Origin of the sequence: Enterococcus sp. DIV1726a (genome assembly GCF_051710985.1) — a bacterium.
GTDB classification, from domain to species: Bacteria; Bacillota; Bacilli; order Lactobacillales; family Enterococcaceae; genus Enterococcus_B; species Enterococcus_B hirae.
The window spans coordinates 1,438,938-1,456,501 of sequence record NZ_JBIOLS010000001.1; the positions used below are offsets into that span (position 1 = coordinate 1,438,938).

General features: G+C 37.0%; 13 protein-coding genes. All 13 read right to left on the bottom strand.

Annotated elements, in window-relative coordinates:
• Window positions 1–26: 26 nt before the first annotated feature.
• The 13 genes from prdC to menB all read right to left on the bottom strand — a co-directional run bounded on the left by prdC (window position 27) and on the right by menB (window position 17,507).
• Complete coding sequence (prdC, locus tag IGJ27_RS06510) at window positions 27–1,319, bottom strand: proline reductase-associated electron transfer protein PrdC (RefSeq protein ID WP_256733963.1); 1,293 nt, start codon at window positions 1,317–1,319, stop codon at window positions 27–29.
• A gap of 736 nt (window positions 1,320–2,055) precedes the next feature.
• Window positions 2,056–3,222, bottom strand: coding sequence for a class I SAM-dependent methyltransferase (locus tag IGJ27_RS06515; protein ID WP_178305947.1), 1,167 nt, complete (start codon window positions 3,220–3,222; stop codon window positions 2,056–2,058).
• A gap of 149 nt (window positions 3,223–3,371) precedes the next feature.
• A complete protein-coding gene (locus IGJ27_RS06520) occupies window positions 3,372–4,187 on the bottom strand; it encodes a maltodextrose utilization protein MalA (protein ID WP_053765999.1) in 816 nt (271 codons plus the stop codon).
• Window positions 4,188–4,199: 12 nt separating this feature from the next.
• Window positions 4,200–5,051 (bottom strand): sugar ABC transporter permease, encoded by an 852-nt coding sequence (locus tag IGJ27_RS06525; protein ID WP_010719130.1) that lies wholly within the window; start codon window positions 5,049–5,051, stop codon window positions 4,200–4,202.
• Between the two features lie 3 nt (window positions 5,052–5,054).
• Window positions 5,055–6,353 (bottom strand): carbohydrate ABC transporter permease, encoded by a 1,299-nt coding sequence (locus IGJ27_RS06530; RefSeq protein ID WP_010719129.1) that lies wholly within the window; start codon window positions 6,351–6,353, stop codon window positions 5,055–5,057.
• 393 nt (window positions 6,354–6,746) lie between these two features.
• On the bottom strand, window positions 6,747–8,006 hold the full coding sequence (locus IGJ27_RS06535; RefSeq protein ID WP_010737611.1) for an extracellular solute-binding protein: 1,260 nt from the start codon (window positions 8,004–8,006) through the stop codon (window positions 6,747–6,749).
• Window positions 8,007–8,104: 98 nt separating this feature from the next.
• The gene (locus tag IGJ27_RS06540; RefSeq protein WP_178305946.1) at window positions 8,105–9,874 is read right to left on the bottom strand and encodes a glycoside hydrolase family 13 protein; all 1,770 of its coding nucleotides are present in this window, start codon (window positions 9,872–9,874) and stop codon (window positions 8,105–8,107) included.
• 331 nt (window positions 9,875–10,205) lie between these two features.
• Window positions 10,206–11,315, bottom strand: coding sequence for an o-succinylbenzoate synthase (gene menC, locus IGJ27_RS06545; RefSeq protein ID WP_256733995.1), 1,110 nt, complete (start codon window positions 11,313–11,315; stop codon window positions 10,206–10,208).
• Window positions 11,305–12,141: a 2-succinyl-6-hydroxy-2,4-cyclohexadiene-1-carboxylate synthase gene (menH, locus tag IGJ27_RS06550; RefSeq protein WP_178305944.1), complete on the bottom strand. Its 837-nt coding sequence runs from the start codon at window positions 12,139–12,141 to the stop codon at window positions 11,305–11,307. Before menH ends, menC begins: the two co-directional genes overlap by 11 nt.
• Window positions 12,134–13,882, bottom strand: a complete 1,749-nt coding sequence (gene menD, locus IGJ27_RS06555) for a 2-succinyl-5-enolpyruvyl-6-hydroxy-3-cyclohexene-1-carboxylic-acid synthase (RefSeq protein WP_178305943.1) — start codon at window positions 13,880–13,882, stop codon at window positions 12,134–12,136. Before menD ends, menH begins: the two co-directional genes overlap by 8 nt.
• Complete coding sequence (locus IGJ27_RS06560; RefSeq protein ID WP_178305942.1) at window positions 13,879–15,240, bottom strand: isochorismate synthase; 1,362 nt, start codon at window positions 15,238–15,240, stop codon at window positions 13,879–13,881. The genes menD and IGJ27_RS06560 overlap by 4 nt, the downstream gene beginning before the upstream one ends.
• Window positions 15,221–16,747, bottom strand: a complete 1,527-nt coding sequence (gene menE / locus IGJ27_RS06565; RefSeq protein WP_178305941.1) for an o-succinylbenzoate--CoA ligase — start codon at window positions 16,745–16,747, stop codon at window positions 15,221–15,223. The genes IGJ27_RS06560 and menE overlap by 20 nt, the downstream gene beginning before the upstream one ends.
• Window positions 16,692–17,507 carry a 1,4-dihydroxy-2-naphthoyl-CoA synthase gene (menB, locus tag IGJ27_RS06570; protein WP_010719121.1) on the bottom strand — a complete coding sequence of 272 codons (816 nt, stop codon included), beginning with the start codon at window positions 17,505–17,507 and terminating at the stop codon, window positions 16,692–16,694. Before menB ends, menE begins: the two co-directional genes overlap by 56 nt.
• Window positions 17,508–17,564: the final 57 nt, after the last annotated feature.

Sequence of the window (17,564 nt, forward strand, 5' to 3'; positions counted from 1 at the left end):
TCGTTAAATCCTCCTAAAATTTAAATTTATTTCGTTGTAGGTAATTTACGATATAGTCTGTGCCCATCTGCCCGAAGTACATGATCTGTATGATGATAAACCGGAACTCCTAACCTAGGAGCTACACCAATAACGGTGTTCGTTCAATCAGAACAAGTTCCAGTCATCACAACTTCAGCACCTGCTTTTTTCAAAGCAAAGACTGTTTGTGCTTGTCCTGGACATATACCTGGCAAGGTACATCTATATCTTCCATTCACTTTTACCATTCGCTTACAGCGTTGTGTAGCAACAACTTCAGCACCCATGTTTTCAGCTATTTCAGTCATTCTTTCTTCTGAACCGCCGCATTCACAAAGTAATAGTCCTATTTTTCGATGTTCTTGAGGAAATGGCATAGCAACCAATACCCCTCCGCTGGTTTTCGTAATGGGGGTTTCTTCCGTGCCGCTATGACCAGTCATTGGTCCACCGATCACAATTTCTCCATGGGGCTCAATAAATCCTCCAACTTGATCAATTAATTGCTTGACAGGTGTTCCAATTGGGGCATCTTTAAAGACTGTTTTCTTTTGTTTTACACGACCAGATACCGTAAGATCTTTATCAATAAATGGTTTTCGCTGTTCAATCGCTTCGACAATGCGTTTAATTGTTTCAACATTATCCACTACTGCTCCGATTTCGATTGGCAGTTGACCAGGGTCTAAAGTGATGTTCAACACTTCACGAATCACTACACGTTCATCGCCTGCAGGATAGATGTCAGGTAATTGGTAAACATCTATTGTCGGTTCATTGTTGGTAAACTTTAACAATTGTATGACTAACTCTCGATGTTTTCCTTTAACGGCAATGATTCCTTTGGGTGCTTTCGTAATGCTCATGCAATACTTTATTCCACGAATCAATTGTTTGATTTGACTTTTCATTTGCTTTACATTGTGAAGTAATAAAGCTTCACATTCTGCACCATTTGCTATAAAGATGCCTTCTGGTATTTCACAAGATAATTTTATATCTGTCGGAAACCCAGCTCCACCAGCTCCGACAATTCCGGCTTCTTTGATTGCTTGAATATAAGAGGATGTTTCTGGAATAGGAAGATAACTTGAAAAATTTTGCTTTTCATCAATCTTTAGCACAATCTGATCGTTGGTTACTTCTGATACAACGCCTGAAAAGCTAGAATGAATATTTGCTCCTAATCCATCTGGTTTAGCAATTTTTTGTCCACGTTGCACATATTCGCCTATTTTTACCATACTCTTTGATGAAGCGCCTACATGTTGTTTTAATGGTATAAGAATTTTTTCCACTCTTTTCACCTCCCTCGTTTTACTTGAACTTGAGTAAACTAGCCACCCACAGCTCATGTTTATAATATCACAATATGGAGGTTTGATGAACGATTTATTTATAAACAATTGTTATTTATAGTTCTATAAATGCTTTTATAACAACGAAAATATATGTATTGTTTTTTATTTAAATATAGATAAAAAATAACAACATGTACTTAATGATTATATACATAGAGTGAGAACTGATGGAAAATCTTTTTTCACTTTATTGAACGACACATATAGTCTATGCAATTTTGATTATCATAATTTTTTCATTTTCATTCATCAAAAAATACAGTTTAGCACGGTTGCTCTTTCAATATCTGTTCTATTCTATTGGCAAAATCAGCTCGATAATCATCTCATTTTTTAGCTAATAAAAAATCAAAAAAATATGTTAGAGAGCAATAGACATTTTCACAATAAAAAAGGGACTGGGACAAAAGTTGTCTCAGTCTCTTCTAGTATCTCTAAAAACGAATAAACGGTGTTCAAACATCAGCTCCTTGAAATAAGCCTGAATTTTTCAAAACATGAGAAGCTGTTTCAAAAAATTCTTTCTTATTGTCATCAGAGCTACCCGATGTTTTTACGACCTCTGATTCACGGCGTTCAAGAAGCAACTCCTCAATAATAAGGGAGGAGTTGCTTCTTTCAAAGCCTCTATTCATGCGAATCTTAATTAATATTTTTTATTAGGTTTCTCCCCTTATGCACGATGCATTGGAAGATCATTATTACTTGGTTGAACAAGTAAGTATTGGATAACATCAATGTTACTTGATTCAAAAGATGCTGCACAAGCTTGAAGGTAAAGATCCCACATTCGATAGAAGGAATCGCCCATAGTTTCTGTTACCTTGTCTTGTACTTTATGGAAATTATTTGTCCAATGTTCTAAAGTAAGCTGATAGTCCCGGCGCAAACTTTCTAAATCAATTAACTGTAAATCATTATCCGTAATATCTGTTACGATTTCTGCTAATCCTGGAATGTATCCACCCGGGAAAATATATTTGTTGATCCAAGCATTAACTGCCCCACCTTGCTGACGAGTAATACCGTGAATCAACGCTGTTCCTTTAGGAGCTAGTAATTTTTTGATGACACCAAAATACTCTTTTAAGTTGTCTGCTCCCACATGTTCAAACATCCCGACACTTGTAATATGATCAAACGTTTCATCTTTTAGATCACGATAATCCATTAATAAGACCCGACATTTATCTTCCAGATGTTCTTCTTTGATCCGATTAGTAATATGGTTATATTGTTCTTCACTCAAGGTAATACCAGTTGCTTTTACATTGTATTCTTTGATAGCTGTAAACATCAAGGTTCCCCAACCACAACCGATATCTAATAACGTATCATTATCCTTGATAAAAAGTTTATCTAAGATGTGGTGAACTTTATTGATTTGGGCTTGTTCCAATGTATCTTCAGGTGTCTCAAAATAAGCACAAGAATAGGTTAATGTTGGATCTAGCCACATTTCATAAAAATCATTTCCTAGATCATAATGTGCATGAATATCTGCTTGATTTTGTTTTTTTGTGTGTTTTTGCTTTTTAGGAAGCCATTTTAAATAGTCGCTCCCTCTTAAAAAGCTGTTTGCTTGTTGGTAAGCATCGTTGATCAACGCTTGAATACTTCCCTCAATCTCAATACGATGATCCATGTAAGCTTCACCTAGAGCTAGAGAGGCGTTATTTGTGATTTCTTTCATTGGTATTTCTTCATGGATCTTAATTTTGATTTGGGGAGGATTGTCAGTATCTCCATAGCGTTTTGTCGTACCATCCCAGTAAGTAACTTCGACTGGAAGGGAGAAAGAACGTGAAAATAATTGATTATATACTGTTTTTTCTAACATGATTTTCCTCCTTAGAATTGCTACTATTTAACGTTAATACTAAAAATTAAAAGAATCAACTCAGAAGGGTATTTTTCAGAAAAAAATCTTTGTTACCTATCAAATTTTCATTATTTTCACATTTAATTTCTCATAATTAGTTGATGATTTTAGGCCTTGACTTCATCTTTAAAGCCAGTTTTAGCAAAAATCCATAGCAATAAAAGAACTGAAACAGTTGATTGAATACCTAACATCAAAACAAAATCAAAATAAAAGAATCCAACAATCGTGGCAATAATGGAGCCAACTCCAATCACATTCAACATTAAATTGGCACTTTCTTTGAATGTTTGGATGGAAGAAAAACGACTCTTTCTAGTTAGCCATAAAAAGAAAGAAGCACCAAATAAAATGAAGCTAGTCATTATTAATAAGATGATTCCTAAACTCATACTATAAGATAAAATAATCATTGGACGATTACTGGCGTAAAATTCCTGTTCTAAAAATGCTTGAAACTCTTGTGGCGTTCGGACTGATTCGGGATTGAAAGACGCTTGGTAATTCATTTGATAGGTTCTTATACGCCCCTGTTCTTTTTGCTGGATTGTCCAATGATTTTTTGCGAAATCAATAAAGGCGTTTTTTTCGTTTTTTTGTTCTTTCGTCAATCCTGACCCAATCAGTATTTCGTTATTCTGATAAATCGTTATTGGTGAGTGATTTATTTGCCCATTCTCCATGGGTAATTCTGAAAATTTATTTACTCCATCTTGATCAATTAGTTGGTGAACTGTCAAAAATTGCTCCATAGGGATTGCTTTTACCTGATTGGTATAATACATGGTAATCGGCATAACCATCAACGCGACCAAGAAAAGAAAGATCAGACTCAATTTAGGCCATGACAACTGTCTTCTACCAGCAAATAGACGTCTAGGACTATTTAAATGAGAAAAGTAATTCAAAGGAAATGTTTGCATCAAAACCTGCTCCTAACCTTTTGTGCCACCAGAAGTCAAACCAGTGACAAAGTTTTTTTGTAAAAAGAAGAACAATAAACAAATCGGTAATGCAATGAGGATCGCTCCTGCGGCAAATAATGAAACCCGTTGATTTGTCACATCAGAAATGAATGTTTGCAAACCAACTGCCACTGTTTGATTTTCTGGTGTGCGTAGTAAAAATTTAGCGAGCATGAAGTCTCCAAACGGTCCCATAAAGGCCCATAATGCTTGAACGGCAATCATTGGTTTAACTAACGGTAAAACGATTTGTAGAAAAATCCGGAAATGACCAGCTCCATCTAATTTAGCAGATTCATCTAAATCAAGTGGAACAGTATCAAAATAACCTTTCATTAGCCAAGTATTCATCGGAATTCCCCCACCAATATAGATCATTGTTAAGAACCAGTATCGATCTAAGGCGTTAAGTAGAAAAGCCATGACGTAAAAAGCGGTCAATGCAGCCATCGTTGGAACCATTTGAATCACCAGGAAAAACATCAAGCTTGATTTGCGCCCAATGAAACGGTAACGACTATAAGTGTAACCAGCCAATGTTACAACAGTCACTTGGATAACCATTGTTAAAATGGAAATAATCAAGGTATTTTTATACCAAGTACCATATAACGTTTCTGAGAATAGCCGTCTAAAATTTTCTAGTGTCCAGTCACTGGATAAATCCAGACTAAAAGCAGCGATATTACCTGATTTAAATGCTGTACTGGCTGTAATCAACAATGGATAGATAATGATGATCGACAAAAGAATCAAAAAAACATAGGTTAAGAATTGTGACAATCTTCGTTGGAATTTAGCACTTGAATTAAATTGTTTCATCGCTTAGTCCTCCATATTAAATGCATTAGTCTTTTTAAACACAAGTAAAGAAACACAAATGACAATTGCAGAAATAATTAGTGTAATGGCTGAAGCCATGGAGTATTGTGGCGAGGTTCCCGTCGTTAGTTTATAGATCCAAGAAATCAAGATGTCTGTTGAACCTGCGCCCCCTCCTACACTTCCAGGACCACCGTTGTTAAATAAATAAATCATCGAGAAATTGTTGAAATTACCAGTATACTGAGTAATAAACGTTGGCGCTGCTACTAGAAAAATAGCCGGTAACGTGATATTAGAGAAACGTTTCCAAGCATTTGCACCATCGATTTTTGCTGCTTCATATAAATCTTCAGAAATGGATTGTAAAATACCTGTTACCATGACATAGATATAAGGGAATCCTAACCACCCTTGAACCATAATGATCGCAACTTTCGTCCAAAATGGATCTGTTTTCCATGAAATCGCGCTAATGTCTACGAATGGCAGATGATTGATAAAAGGAATCACTTGGGTGTTGATCGCCCCCACACTATCATTGAAGATATTAGAGAAACTCATAATTGTTATAAATGCTGGTACCGCCCATGGTAAAAGGAAAATAATACCAAAAAAACGTCTAAATTTAATAAATTTTTGGTGAGCAATAACGGCTGTAAAAATACCTAATGTGATTTGAAGTGTCGTTGCACATAGTGTCCAAATAACAGTCCAAGAAAACACAGAGAAAAAGGTATTACGGTAAGAACTTAAGAAGAAGATACTAAAAAAGTTTTTTACTCCGATCCAATCAATCAAACTAGCAGGTGGGATATGTTTGAAATCATAGTTGGTAAATGCTGTAAATAATGTGACTAGAACTGGAAAAATAATCGTAAAAATCATCAAAAGATAGGCTGGAAGTGTAAGCAAATAAGGAAAACCCTCATCACCAATATTATGTATAACTTCCTTCATCGTTCGGTTGATTTTCTTACCTTCTTTGCGTAAAACTGCGACACGTTTGGCATCTAACAGATTCAGTCCATAGAAAATAAAAAAAATAACCGTAATGATTAGTTGCAGCGTTCCTTGAATCAAAATAAATAAGGAGTGATCCTCCATCGGAACCGTTCCCAGTGTGACTAAGCCAATCAAAGAGTGGAAGCCACCAACTATCAGTTGTAGAATAAATGCTACGAAAATACCTAGAAATACGATTCCTTTGAACGCTTGACCATTAGCAAATTGCCCTAAGCCAGGTATGAGAGACATAAGTGTAATTTTTCTTACATTGATATTATTTTGTTCGTCTTGCATAACGATACCCCCAGTACTACTATTTTATTCTTTGCGCAAGGAAATGAATCAGTCGGCTATCCATAATAGCCATCTATAAGTAACTATTCATAGCAGTTATACATAGTAACTATAAATAGTAGCTATTCATGACAGTCATCAATAATTGCTATCAAAAACCATTTTCCATTCATTTGTAGTCCTCACTCAGTTGCTATAAAAAACTCTGCTCGTAGATGTTATTCACACGAATCAATGTGAAACAGTTAAAGAAAATACACCGTTCAACTGTTTCACCTATTGATCCATGACTTGTTTTATGATTTGGTTGACCAAATGAGATTTAGTGGTCTACTATCACCACATCTAGTAAAAATATCCATTTGATCGTGAATAGAGATCGCTTTGTTACTTTTAATATTTTTGCTCAATCGCTTCTTTTATGGTTTTCACTGCTTGGTTAGCAGATTCTTTTGGCGATTTAGAACCTGAAGCTGCATCAAACATTAAGTTTTCAGCACCAGTCCAAACTTCAGCCATTTCTGGAATATTTGGCATTGCTTGCGCAGTTTCATACTGATCAATCACCGCAGTTGTCAATTCATCATTTTTTGATTTAGCTGTTTCACGTGCTGCTTGATTGGCTGGAATCTCATTGACCATTTCAAAGAATTTTTCTTGATTTTTTGTGTTTGTCACATAGTCTAACCATTTTTGTGATAATTCTTTGTTTTTAGAATAGTTACTTGCTACCCAACCTTTTCCTCCACCAAACGGTTGATAAGATTCGCCGTTGTTCAATGTTGGAATTTTTGCTACCCCATAATTGATTTTGTTGTCTTTATAAGTTTGTGCTTGCCAAGGACCATCAATGATTGCTGCTGCTTTGTTAGACATGAATTGTTGGCTAACGAAATCGCCTGCACTCTTGATATCTTGCATCCCTTTTGGCCAAACATTTTGGAACCAGTTTGTAGCATAAGTGATTCCTTCGATTGATCCTGCATTATTTAGACCAATATCTGATGGATTAGTTCCGTTGTCACCAAAAACATACCCACCATAGCCTGCTAGTAAACCATAAGAATAATAGAAATCAGTCCATTTTGCTAAGAATCCAGTATTTTTTCCTGCTTCTGATTCAAAGGCAAAGCGTTTGTCTTTGGCTAGATTTTCTAATTCTTTGAAAGTGGTTGGTGCTGCATCTACTAGATCCTTGTTGTAGTACAAGACTAATGTTTCGATCACCGCTGGTTCGCCGTAAATTTTTCCGTCATAGGTCACTTGTGCTTTATCTGTTTCATCATAGTCGGCTTCATTTCCTAATTTGACTTCCGCTAAATGGCCTTGTTGTCCTAACGCACCAATTCGATCATAGGCTGCCATCATCACATCTGGTCCTTTACCGGCAGGTCCATCCAAAGAAAGCGCTTCTAATTGATCGAACATATCTTTTTCAACTAGCTTGATTTTGACATCATTCTCTTTTTCAAAATCACCCTTGATTTCATTGATGTAATCTTTATAACCAGAATCTACCGATACAGTTAATGTTTTTTCATCATTTCCACCGCTAGCTGTATCAGCTTTTCCATTACCACAAGCTGCTAATCCACCTAAAATACCAAGTGACAATAAACCCAACCCTAATTTTTTAACATAGTTTTTCTTCACTTTTTGTTCCTCCACTTCCATAAATGTTGTTTGTATAAAGAGTATACTGTTATAAAACGACAACTTGCAAACGCTTTCTGCATGTTACCGGTAACAAGTTATTCACACATCAAAATGAATCCGAATTGTTGAATTTCAGCTTTCCCATCATTTAATAATTCACTATTTTGGCTTAAGATAATTTCATTTTTCTGATCAACCAAATAACTTGTAGAAGATTGATTAAAAATAGCATGGATCTTTTGGCCGTTCAATTCACGAGAAAAATGAATCACGTCTTGACTATCATCAATTAGCTCCCAGCAAATCGTACCTGTGATTAAAATTTCAGATAATCGTTTCCGAAGATAAATCAATTCTTTAATAAAACCGTATAATTCCGTATCTTGTTGCTCTTTCTCCCAGATCATACATTTACGACAATCAGGATCATCTTCTCCAGTCAATCCGATTTCCGTTCCGTAATAAATACAAGGTGCGCCTTTTTGTAAAAACATGAAAGTAAGTACAGCTTTCATCAACTCTTTATTTCCATTACACAAGGTTAGGATTCTCGCAGTATCGTGGGAATCTAATAAATTAAATGTTCCTTCGTTTACTTGATCTTGGTACAGCATCTGCTGATGGTTCATGCCACTTGCCATTTGTGAAGCAGTGATTTTTCGTTTGACAAAATAGTCTTTGATTGAGTCTGTAAACGCATAGTTCATTACAGCATGGAACTCATCTCCTTGTAACCAAGCTTGGGATGAATGCCAGATTTCGCCTAAAATATAAATATCTGGTTTGATTGCAGTGACTTTTTCATGGAACAATTTCCAGAAATGATGATCGACTTCATTAGCGACATCTAAACGCCACCCATCAATATCAAATTCTTTCACCCAATAAGCAGCAATATCTAGTAAGTACGATTGAACCTCAGGATTTGCTGTGTTGAGTTTAGGCATGAAAGGTGTAAAAGCAAACGTATCATAAGATAAATTTGCTGCTGTTTCGGGTAAATTCGTCATTCGATAGGCATCCACAGGAAAAGAATGAATATGGAACCAATCTTTATAAATTGATTTTTCGCCATTTTTGATCACATCTTGCCATTGGGGCGAGTCACTACCAATATGATTGAAAACAGCATCTAACATAATGCGGATACCCTTTTTATGCGCTTTTTCGATTAATTCTTTTAACAGACGTTCGTCACCAAAGGCTGGATCGACCTTCAAATAGTCGATCGTATCGTATTTATGATTAGACATAGCTTGGAAAATCGGGCAAAAATAAATACCATTGATTCCCAAATCGACTAAGTAATCGAGGTGATCAATCACACCCTGTAAATCACCACCAAAGAAATCATCTCGGTCAGGTGCTTTACTTCCCCATGGTAGCGTATGAGCTGGATCGTTAGTTGAGTCGCCATTCGCAAATCGTTCAGGAAATATTTGGTACCAAATCGTTTCTTTTGCCCATTGCGGCACTTTGAAACGATCAATTTCATGAAAATAGGGTATCCGGAAATAGTAATTTGCTTCTGCTAAGTTTGCTGGTTCATATGCAAAAATCCCTTGATCCCCGTAAAAACATTCTGTGCCATCAATCCCTACGATATGAAACCCATATTGTAACCTTCTAGTCGAGCTTGTTTGTTCCACTTCCCAGTAATCATGAACTAAAGTACTCAGACTTTTTTTCATTGGTATTTCTTCCAGATACCATTTTTGTGAATCAATTGTATAAGGATCGCCACTAATAAGATAAACTTTTTTTACATCGTCTTTACAGGTACGTAAACGAATTCTGAAAGTATCAGCTGTATATAAAAAAGCATATTCACTTTCCGGTCGATGATAAATTGCTGCGGTGTTCATGTATTTCCTCCTTCATATTTAAGATTACGTGTTCACTATAAAAGAGTGAACAACAAAAGACAACGCTTTCATTTATGTTATCGGTAACAGAATTCTGTTTCCCATGATTATCTCATCAAAAGGAGAAGTTAGGTCAATGGCGACATTAGCTGAATTATCGGTATTGTAGAAAGTGTAATTTTATACTCGCTACTTGCTGATTCATATAAAAAAAGTTCAACAAAAAGAAAGAATCCAAAAGAGAAAGAGCTGCTTTTGGATTCTTTATGATTACTTGGTGTATCTCTCTACGACGACCACAGTGATTATATTATTTGTCAAACGTTTATTATTAAGAAAAAAGGAGTTCCTTTTTGTAGCAATAACGTTCTATTTTTTCTTGATCAAGGACTGCCCCATTGCCTTTTCCTAAGGGAACTGCAAGTTTCCCATCAGTGAGGCAAGCTTTATTTTTGATGATATCATCGTAGTAATAGCGATCTGATGCCGATATATCGCCAGGGAAAGTAAAGTCATTTTGGCTGGCAAATTGTATATTTAAGCAACGTCCTACTCCTGATTCAAACATTCCACCTAGCCACACCGTCAAGTTATGTTCACGACAAAATGTTACGATGGATAATGCCTCAGCGATCCCACCCACTCTGGGGATTTTTAGATTAATCCCACGACAACTTCCCAAGGTATGAGCGGTTTTAACATCATTTAGTGTACGAATATTCTCATCTAAACAAATTGGTGTTTTTAATTGTTTCTGTAAATACGCATGCTCGATAAAATCCCGTTGATTAAAAGGCTGTTCAATCATCGCTAGGTTTAATCGATCCAATTCTAACAATATCGGTAGATCCTTTAATGTATAAGCAGAATTGGCATCTGCCATCAAAAGCAAGTGAGGAAATTCCTTTCGTAATAAGGTTAATGGTTCGATATCGTAACCTGGTTTGATCTTTAACTTCAACCGCGTATAGCCTTGAGAAACATACATTCGAGCTTGTTTTAACAATTTTGCAGAATCTGTGTGGATACCTAAACTAATCCCAACTGCTAATTCTGTTTTCGTACTTTTGAAAATTTCTCGGAGACTGACATTCTTTCTTCTGGCATATAAATCCCAAATAGCAGTTTCCATGGCTGCTTTTGCCATAAAATTCCCTTGCACTTTCGTCAATCGTCGCTGAACTTCGAAAGGCTCTTTGATTGGAGACATAGTAAGTAAAGGAATCAATTCATTTTTGATGATCAAGCGACTCATGTCGATCGTTTCTTCAATATAGTCCGCTTGTTGGAAAGAAACCAACTCTCCTACTCCTTGATTGCCTAATTCATCCTCGATTATCAATAAATCAAACGCTTTTTCAGTTAGAATTCCATAACTCGTTTCAAAAGGGGTAGTCAAAGGTAATTTAAGTTGTAATTGCTCGATTTTTCTAATTTGTATCACTTTTTTCTTTCTCCATTATCCATTGATTTACTAGGGAAACAAATTTCGTTGGCTGTTCTAGATGAATACAGTGTCCACTTTTGGGAACCAACGCCATGGAAAACAGACTATTTTCTTCAACCAATTTTTTTCCGATTTTTTGAAACTTATCATCATATTCTCCTGCTAAATAAAGGATCGGTCTTTGGATATTTCTAAGCGATGGCCAGTAATTAGTCTGTTGCCCAGTTCCCATGTACATCAAACTAAGCGCCAAACCAATTGGTTGTTGCATAAGTCTTCCTTGGCGAATCTTTCTTCTTGTCGAATCAGGTAGTTCTTTTTGACTTTCAAATAATGGAAGCGATTCCCAATAATCCACAAAACCAGACAATGGTTCAGTCATGATCTTTTGCGCTAATAGAAGATCTTTTTTTTGACGTATGAGTCTTTCGCTAAGCGAACTGACGCCTGGTGTACCACTTTCCATAATGATGCCTAAAATTCCTTTTGGTTGTTCAATCAGCCAAGTTAACGCGGTACGGGCCCCCATGGAATACCCCAACAAATAAAAGGCATCGATCTTTAATTGCAGAACCAATTGTGCTAAATCTTGAACAAGTAATGGAAGCTTATAGCGATAAGGATGAACATAAACATCCGTCTTACCATGCCCGATCAAATCGATTGCTAAAACATTTAAATCTTGAAAAGGCAAAGAAAAGCTCATGGAAGTTCCGGTAAATCCGTGTAAACAAATGATAGTAGGTCTCATTGGAGATGCTCGCTGTAACCAACGATAAGCATAATTAACACCATTGATTTTTATTTTTCCCTCACTCATTTCGATTACCGTATCCCTCAATCATGTGTTGCCAAAGCTCTGCTGGTGCTTTTTGTTCGCCAACGACTTCAATCAACGTCCAAGTTGAATTTTCTTTCTCTTCTCTATTGTCTTTACTGTCTATTCTTTCTCGACTTTCACAAACTATTTGTTCAAATTCAGTCAGCGATTTGGGCTTTTTATAAGCACCGCAGTAGAGATCTGCCACTTTCTCCAAGTCTAGATGTAAGGGTGTTGAAAACAAAGGATCAAAAAAGGAGTTATCTAATTCCCTTTGAGGAAGGAAAGAAAAGATACCTCCCCCGTTATTATTCAAAACGATCACAGTCACCGGCAGCTCAAGTTCTTTGATTATTTGTAACCCATTCATATCATGAAACAAAGCTAAGTCACCAATCAACAAAAACATCTGCTGTTTCTTAGCCGCACAAATACCTGCAGCTGTTGAAACAATCCCGTCAATACCATTTACTCCCCGATTCCCATAGACTGAAAATCGTTGTTTTGAAAAACCAGCGTAGCGATCAATAAAACGAATAGCATTACTATTGGACAAGAAGAGTGTTTCGTCAAACTTTAACAATTGAAAAAGACGCTTACTGGCATTGCTTTCGTTATAGGCATCTAAGGGTAAGGTTGTTTCTATCGTTTGTCGGGCAAGCTTTGCTCTTTCTTGCCAATAGGATAACCAGTTTCTATCTGCATGAGTATGAAATGCTTCATCGCTCATGTTCTTAACCATGCTACAAAACGTCATTGGATCAATTGGTAAAACATAATTACTTTGATGTAACCAGTCTTTCCAAGATTCGCTTTCATCAATGATGACATAAGTCAGGTCTTTTGACTGCTTTAAATAAAGCATGAGGTTTTTGGCCAATGGCAAGTTACCAAACTGCCAAACGATTTCGGGTGTTTCTAAGCGTTGATCGGCAAAGATCAAATCAACATGAGAAATATAATTGTCGCTTTCTTTCCCGCAATTTCCTAAATTTGTAAGTGGATCACCAAGAATAGGCCATCCTACGATTTCAGCTAGTTCAATCATTTTCGTTGCCTGTTGTGTGGTCAATTCTCTTCCAACAATAATCAACCCTTTTTTGGTCAACCAAGAATCAAGTTCTGGTAACGAAAAGGAAGTTACTTTATTGATCGTTTCCCCTTTTCTTGAATAATAACGTGTAAATGATTGTGATAAATCCGGCAGTAAAGGTTCTCGAAAAGGTAGATTCACATGTACAGGTCCTTTAGGAATTTTTATTGCAGCAGCCGCACTCTCCCAACCCTGAAAAAACGCATATCTTTCAAAAGATTCTCCTTCTTCTGGCAAAGCCATTCCGATATACTTTTTGACATGGCTTCCATACAAATGTTGCTGATCCATCGTTTGTGGTGCTCCTACGCCTTGCGCCTCTGGTGGACGGTCAGCGGTCAACACAACGAGTGGAACATTTGACGCCTCAGCTTCACAAATGGCTGGATAATAATTTGCTGCAGCAGTTCCTGATGTGCAAATCAGACCAACAGGTTCCTTTTGTGCTTTTGCTAAACCAAGCGCAAAAAAAGCAGCCGAACGCTCGTCCACATTGATATAGCAATTGATTTCCGGGTCACGATAAGCCAATAAGGCCAGTGGTGTCGAGCGTGATCCTGGGCTAATGACCATTTCTTTTAATCCACTTTCTTTCAATCCATGGATAAATGCTAATAAATAAGCAGTCAGCTCTTTTGTGTTCGTCATTCTTTTACACCTCGAATCATCGGTTGAAATTTTAGAGCAGTTTCTAAGTATTCCGCTTCAGGCGTTGAATCTGGCACAATTCCACAGCCAGCATACAACTGGACCTCAGTATCACTCACTACTCCAGAACGAATACCAACTGCAAATTCACCAACATCCTCAGTTAAACTACACCAGCCAATTGGACCACCGTATAACCCTCGCCCAATAGGTTCTTTTTCCGCTATCCAATCAATGGCTGCCTGTTTAGGAACACCGCCTAAAGCTGGTGAAGGATGTAGTTGTCGTATGACTTCTAAAAATGAGAAACCGTCCTGACGGCTCCCTTTCAACGTCAAACAAAGATGTTGAATGTCTCGGTTTTTTAAAAGAATTTTTTCTGATACTGTTAGTTTCCCCTTAATAAATGAGTGCATCTGTTCTGTTAAACGTTCGACGACTAATTGGTGTTCTCCAATATTTTTAGAGTCTTTTAAAAGTTTCTCTCCCAATGTAACGTCTTCTCTTTCGTTTGAACTTCTAGCGATAGAGCCAGCAATGCTAGCGGTCAAAAAATGGGTATCAGTCGCCTGAAGCAAACGTTCAGGTGTTGCGCCAATAAACGCTTGACCTTTTGCTTCTAAAACAAAGTGATAGGTGTTTGGTTGTTGACTAATCAGATGAAGTAAGATTTTTTCAACAGAAAATTCTTTGCCAACTAATTGAATCTGTCTTGCTAAAACCACTTTTTTAAGTGCTGATTTTTTATTTGCTGTGACTTCGATCGTCTCTTCAACAGCTTTTAAGAAATGAGGAACAGCTACTTCAGTTTCTTTTAATATTTGACTTGGCGAAAAATCTGGGACACATCGCTCTTTCATTTCATTAATGAGTCTCATTTTTTCTTTAATAAACTCATCGAGTTTTTTTAAAGTTTTAAAATGATTCCTTGCGGTTATTACAACGGTTAGTTGTTGATGATTTTGCTTGATTAATAGTTCGGGTAGAATAAAACAGCCCACTGCCAATTCTCCCCAAATAGGCGCTTGTTTTTTGTTTTCAGCATCGAAAGGTAATCCTCCAAAAAGAATCGGAGTCTCTTTTTCAGGAACCAGAAACGAAAGTTTTTTAAAAAACTCTTGTTTAGCATTTATCAGGTCTTCGGTGGACCAGTTTCCACGCTTCTTTAAAAGATTACGCCCAAACCCCAAGAAACCGACATTTTTGTCTGGCGTTTGCCAAAAGAAACGTGTGCCTTTAAAGTCACTCGCTTTTGCAAAGAGATTTGCTAACGGTTCATAAGGAATCTTAAAGCTATAACATACATAGTCAGCTTCAGGTACTTCCTGTAGATTTAGATTAAATAAGTTGGTAGTCAATATAGTTCACTCTTTCTTCTGTTAAAAAAAGTCGTTTTAATGGTTTTCCTGAGGCTGTTTTTGGTAGATCATGGATGACAAAAATTTCGTCAGGATGTTTATAGGAAGCAAGTGGCTCCATGAGATTGCAAATTTCATTAACGCTGACCTTATCTATTAATTTCAAATAAGCTACTGGGCGTTGCCCCCAGTTAGGATCGGCTCTACCAATAACAATAGCCTCTGTAATTTTCTGACTTTTTAAAAAAATTGCTTCAATCTCAGCAGGGTAAATATTTTCTCCGCCAGAGATGATTCGCTCACTCATTCGACTAAGAATTTTTAGTTCACCAGTATCTGTTAAATAGCCCCAATCACCAGTACAAAACCAGCCCTCTTTCGTCCACGAATGTCGATCTCGTCCGTTGAGATATCCTTTAACGATCGACGGACCTTTCAAAAGAATTTCTCCAGATTCATTCGCTTGATCTGTCCCATTGATTTTAATTTGCACACCCATTAGCGGACGACCAACCGTGTCTTTAAACTTTGAATGCAAATTGATTTTACCTGCGACAACTTGGGAACATGTTTCTGTCATGCCATAAGACAACATAACGGGTAGCTTCAACTGGCAACAGTCTTCAAGTAAGGTAGATTCAATCGGACCGCCACCTAATAAAACTTGCTTCAAAGAAGAAGGATAACCGTCTTCTGGTACAAACGGCAACAGATCTTTTAACATTTTCGTGACTAACGACAAATAAGCGGTTTTTTCGCTTAAAATCAGTTGGTTGACTTCTGATGGGTGAAATTTTTCACATAAATGAACGCTAATTCCTAAAACAAGGGAACGTAAAAGAATCGATAAACCACTGATATGGTACAACGGGACGCAACAAAGCCAATTCTCGCCAGACTCGATAGCCATACTTTTTTGTGTAGCTAGGCTACTTGCTTGATGGTTTGAAAAAGTTTGAAGTACTCCTTTTGGCTTTCCAGTAGTCCCAGATGTATACATGATCGAGGCTATTTGCTCCAATTGATAGCCGAAATCAATTGGTGGTTCATTAATTCTCCCGATTAGTTCCTTTTTTTTCGGGAAAGAAATGATGGTTACATTTTCAAAGGAAAAATGTTCAGGATGTTCAGTGATCAATAGTCGTGTATTGGCATCTTTTAACTGATAAGCTAGTTCTTCACTGGTTAACCTTGTATTTAGAAATTGGATCTCCATTCCTAATTCCCATAGAGCTAAGATCGACTGATACATCATTGTCTGATTGTCGCTCAAAATGGCTACTCTTTTAATAGTTTTTTGTTGATTGCTTATAAAACGTTTGAAATAATAAGCAAGTTGCTGTACATAGTGATTCAATTCACTAAACGTTAGACAAGCATCTTTCGTATAAAAGGCTGGCTGATCTGGCTGTTTTAATGCTTGTCGTTGCAACCAACTTTTTGGTTTTTTGTTAGGGAAATTTAGGAAATTGGTCAAAGTCAGGCTCTCTCTTTTCTTTGAATGCATCTCGTCCTTCTTGAGCTTCAGCCATTGTGTAGTACAGTAAAGTGGCATCCCCTGCTAATTGTTGGATCCCCGCGAGTCCGTCTGTATCTGCGTTCATTGCAGCCTTGATCATTCTTAATGCTAAAGGACTTTTCTTCAACATTTCTTCTGCCCACTCTATCGTTACGTCTTCAATTTCGGCTAAAGGTACCACTGTGTTGATCCAATTCATTGCTAAAGCTTCTGTTGCGGAATATTGTTTCGTCATAAACCAGACTTCTTTTGCTTTTTTATGACCGATCACTCGAGCTAGATAGCCTGATCCATAACCGCCGTCAAAACTTCCTACATTCGGACCTGTTTGTCCAAATTTCGCATTTTCAGCGGCAATTGTGATGTCACAAACAAGTTGTAAGACATTGCCTCCACCGATCGACCATCCTTTGACCATAGCAATCACAGGCTTGGGAATGACCCGAATCAAGCGTTGGAGATCTAGCACATTCAAGCGAGGGATTTGATCGTCACCTACATACCCGCCATTTCCTCGAACTTTTTGATCTCCACCAGAACAAAATGCTTGATCTCCTGCTCCGGTTAAAATAATCACACCAATGTCTTGCCGCTCTCGACAAATAGTAAAAGCTTCAATCATTTCAAACACTGTCTTTGGAGTGAATGCATTGTGTACTTGAGGTCGATTAATTGTTATTTTTGCTATTTTACCATGTTTTTCAAAAAGTATTTCTTCATAGTCTTTAATTGTTTGCCATTCTCTCATTTTATTCCTCCTCTAAGTTGAACATTCTTATTATACACAAAAGCCAAAGAAAACGTT

Excerpts from the sequence above, each read along its gene's own strand:
- IGJ27_RS06515 (WP_178305947.1), bottom strand. The coding sequence starts at position 3,222 with ATGTTAGAAAAAACAGTATATAATCAATTATTTTCACGTTCTTTCTCC.
- IGJ27_RS06520 (WP_053765999.1), bottom strand. The coding sequence starts at position 4,187 with ATGCAAACATTTCCTTTGAATTACTTTTCTCATTTAAATAGTCCTAGA.
- IGJ27_RS06525 (WP_010719130.1), bottom strand. The coding sequence starts at position 5,051 with ATGAAACAATTTAATTCAAGTGCTAAATTCCAACGAAGATTGTCACAA.
- IGJ27_RS06530 (WP_010719129.1), bottom strand. The coding sequence starts at position 6,353 with ATGCAAGACGAACAAAATAATATCAATGTAAGAAAAATTACACTTATG.
- IGJ27_RS06540 (WP_178305946.1), bottom strand. The coding sequence starts at position 9,874 with ATGAACACCGCAGCAATTTATCATCGACCGGAAAGTGAATATGCTTTT.
- menH (WP_178305944.1), bottom strand. The coding sequence starts at position 12,141 with ATGAGTGAGGGAAAAATAAAAATCAATGGTGTTAATTATGCTTATCGT.
- menD (WP_178305943.1), bottom strand. The coding sequence starts at position 13,882 with ATGACGAACACAAAAGAGCTGACTGCTTATTTATTAGCATTTATCCAT.
- menE (WP_178305941.1), bottom strand. The coding sequence starts at position 16,747 with ATGCATTCAAAGAAAAGAGAGAGCCTGACTTTGACCAATTTCCTAAAT.
- menB (WP_010719121.1), bottom strand. The coding sequence starts at position 17,507 with ATGAGAGAATGGCAAACAATTAAAGACTATGAAGAAATACTTTTTGAA.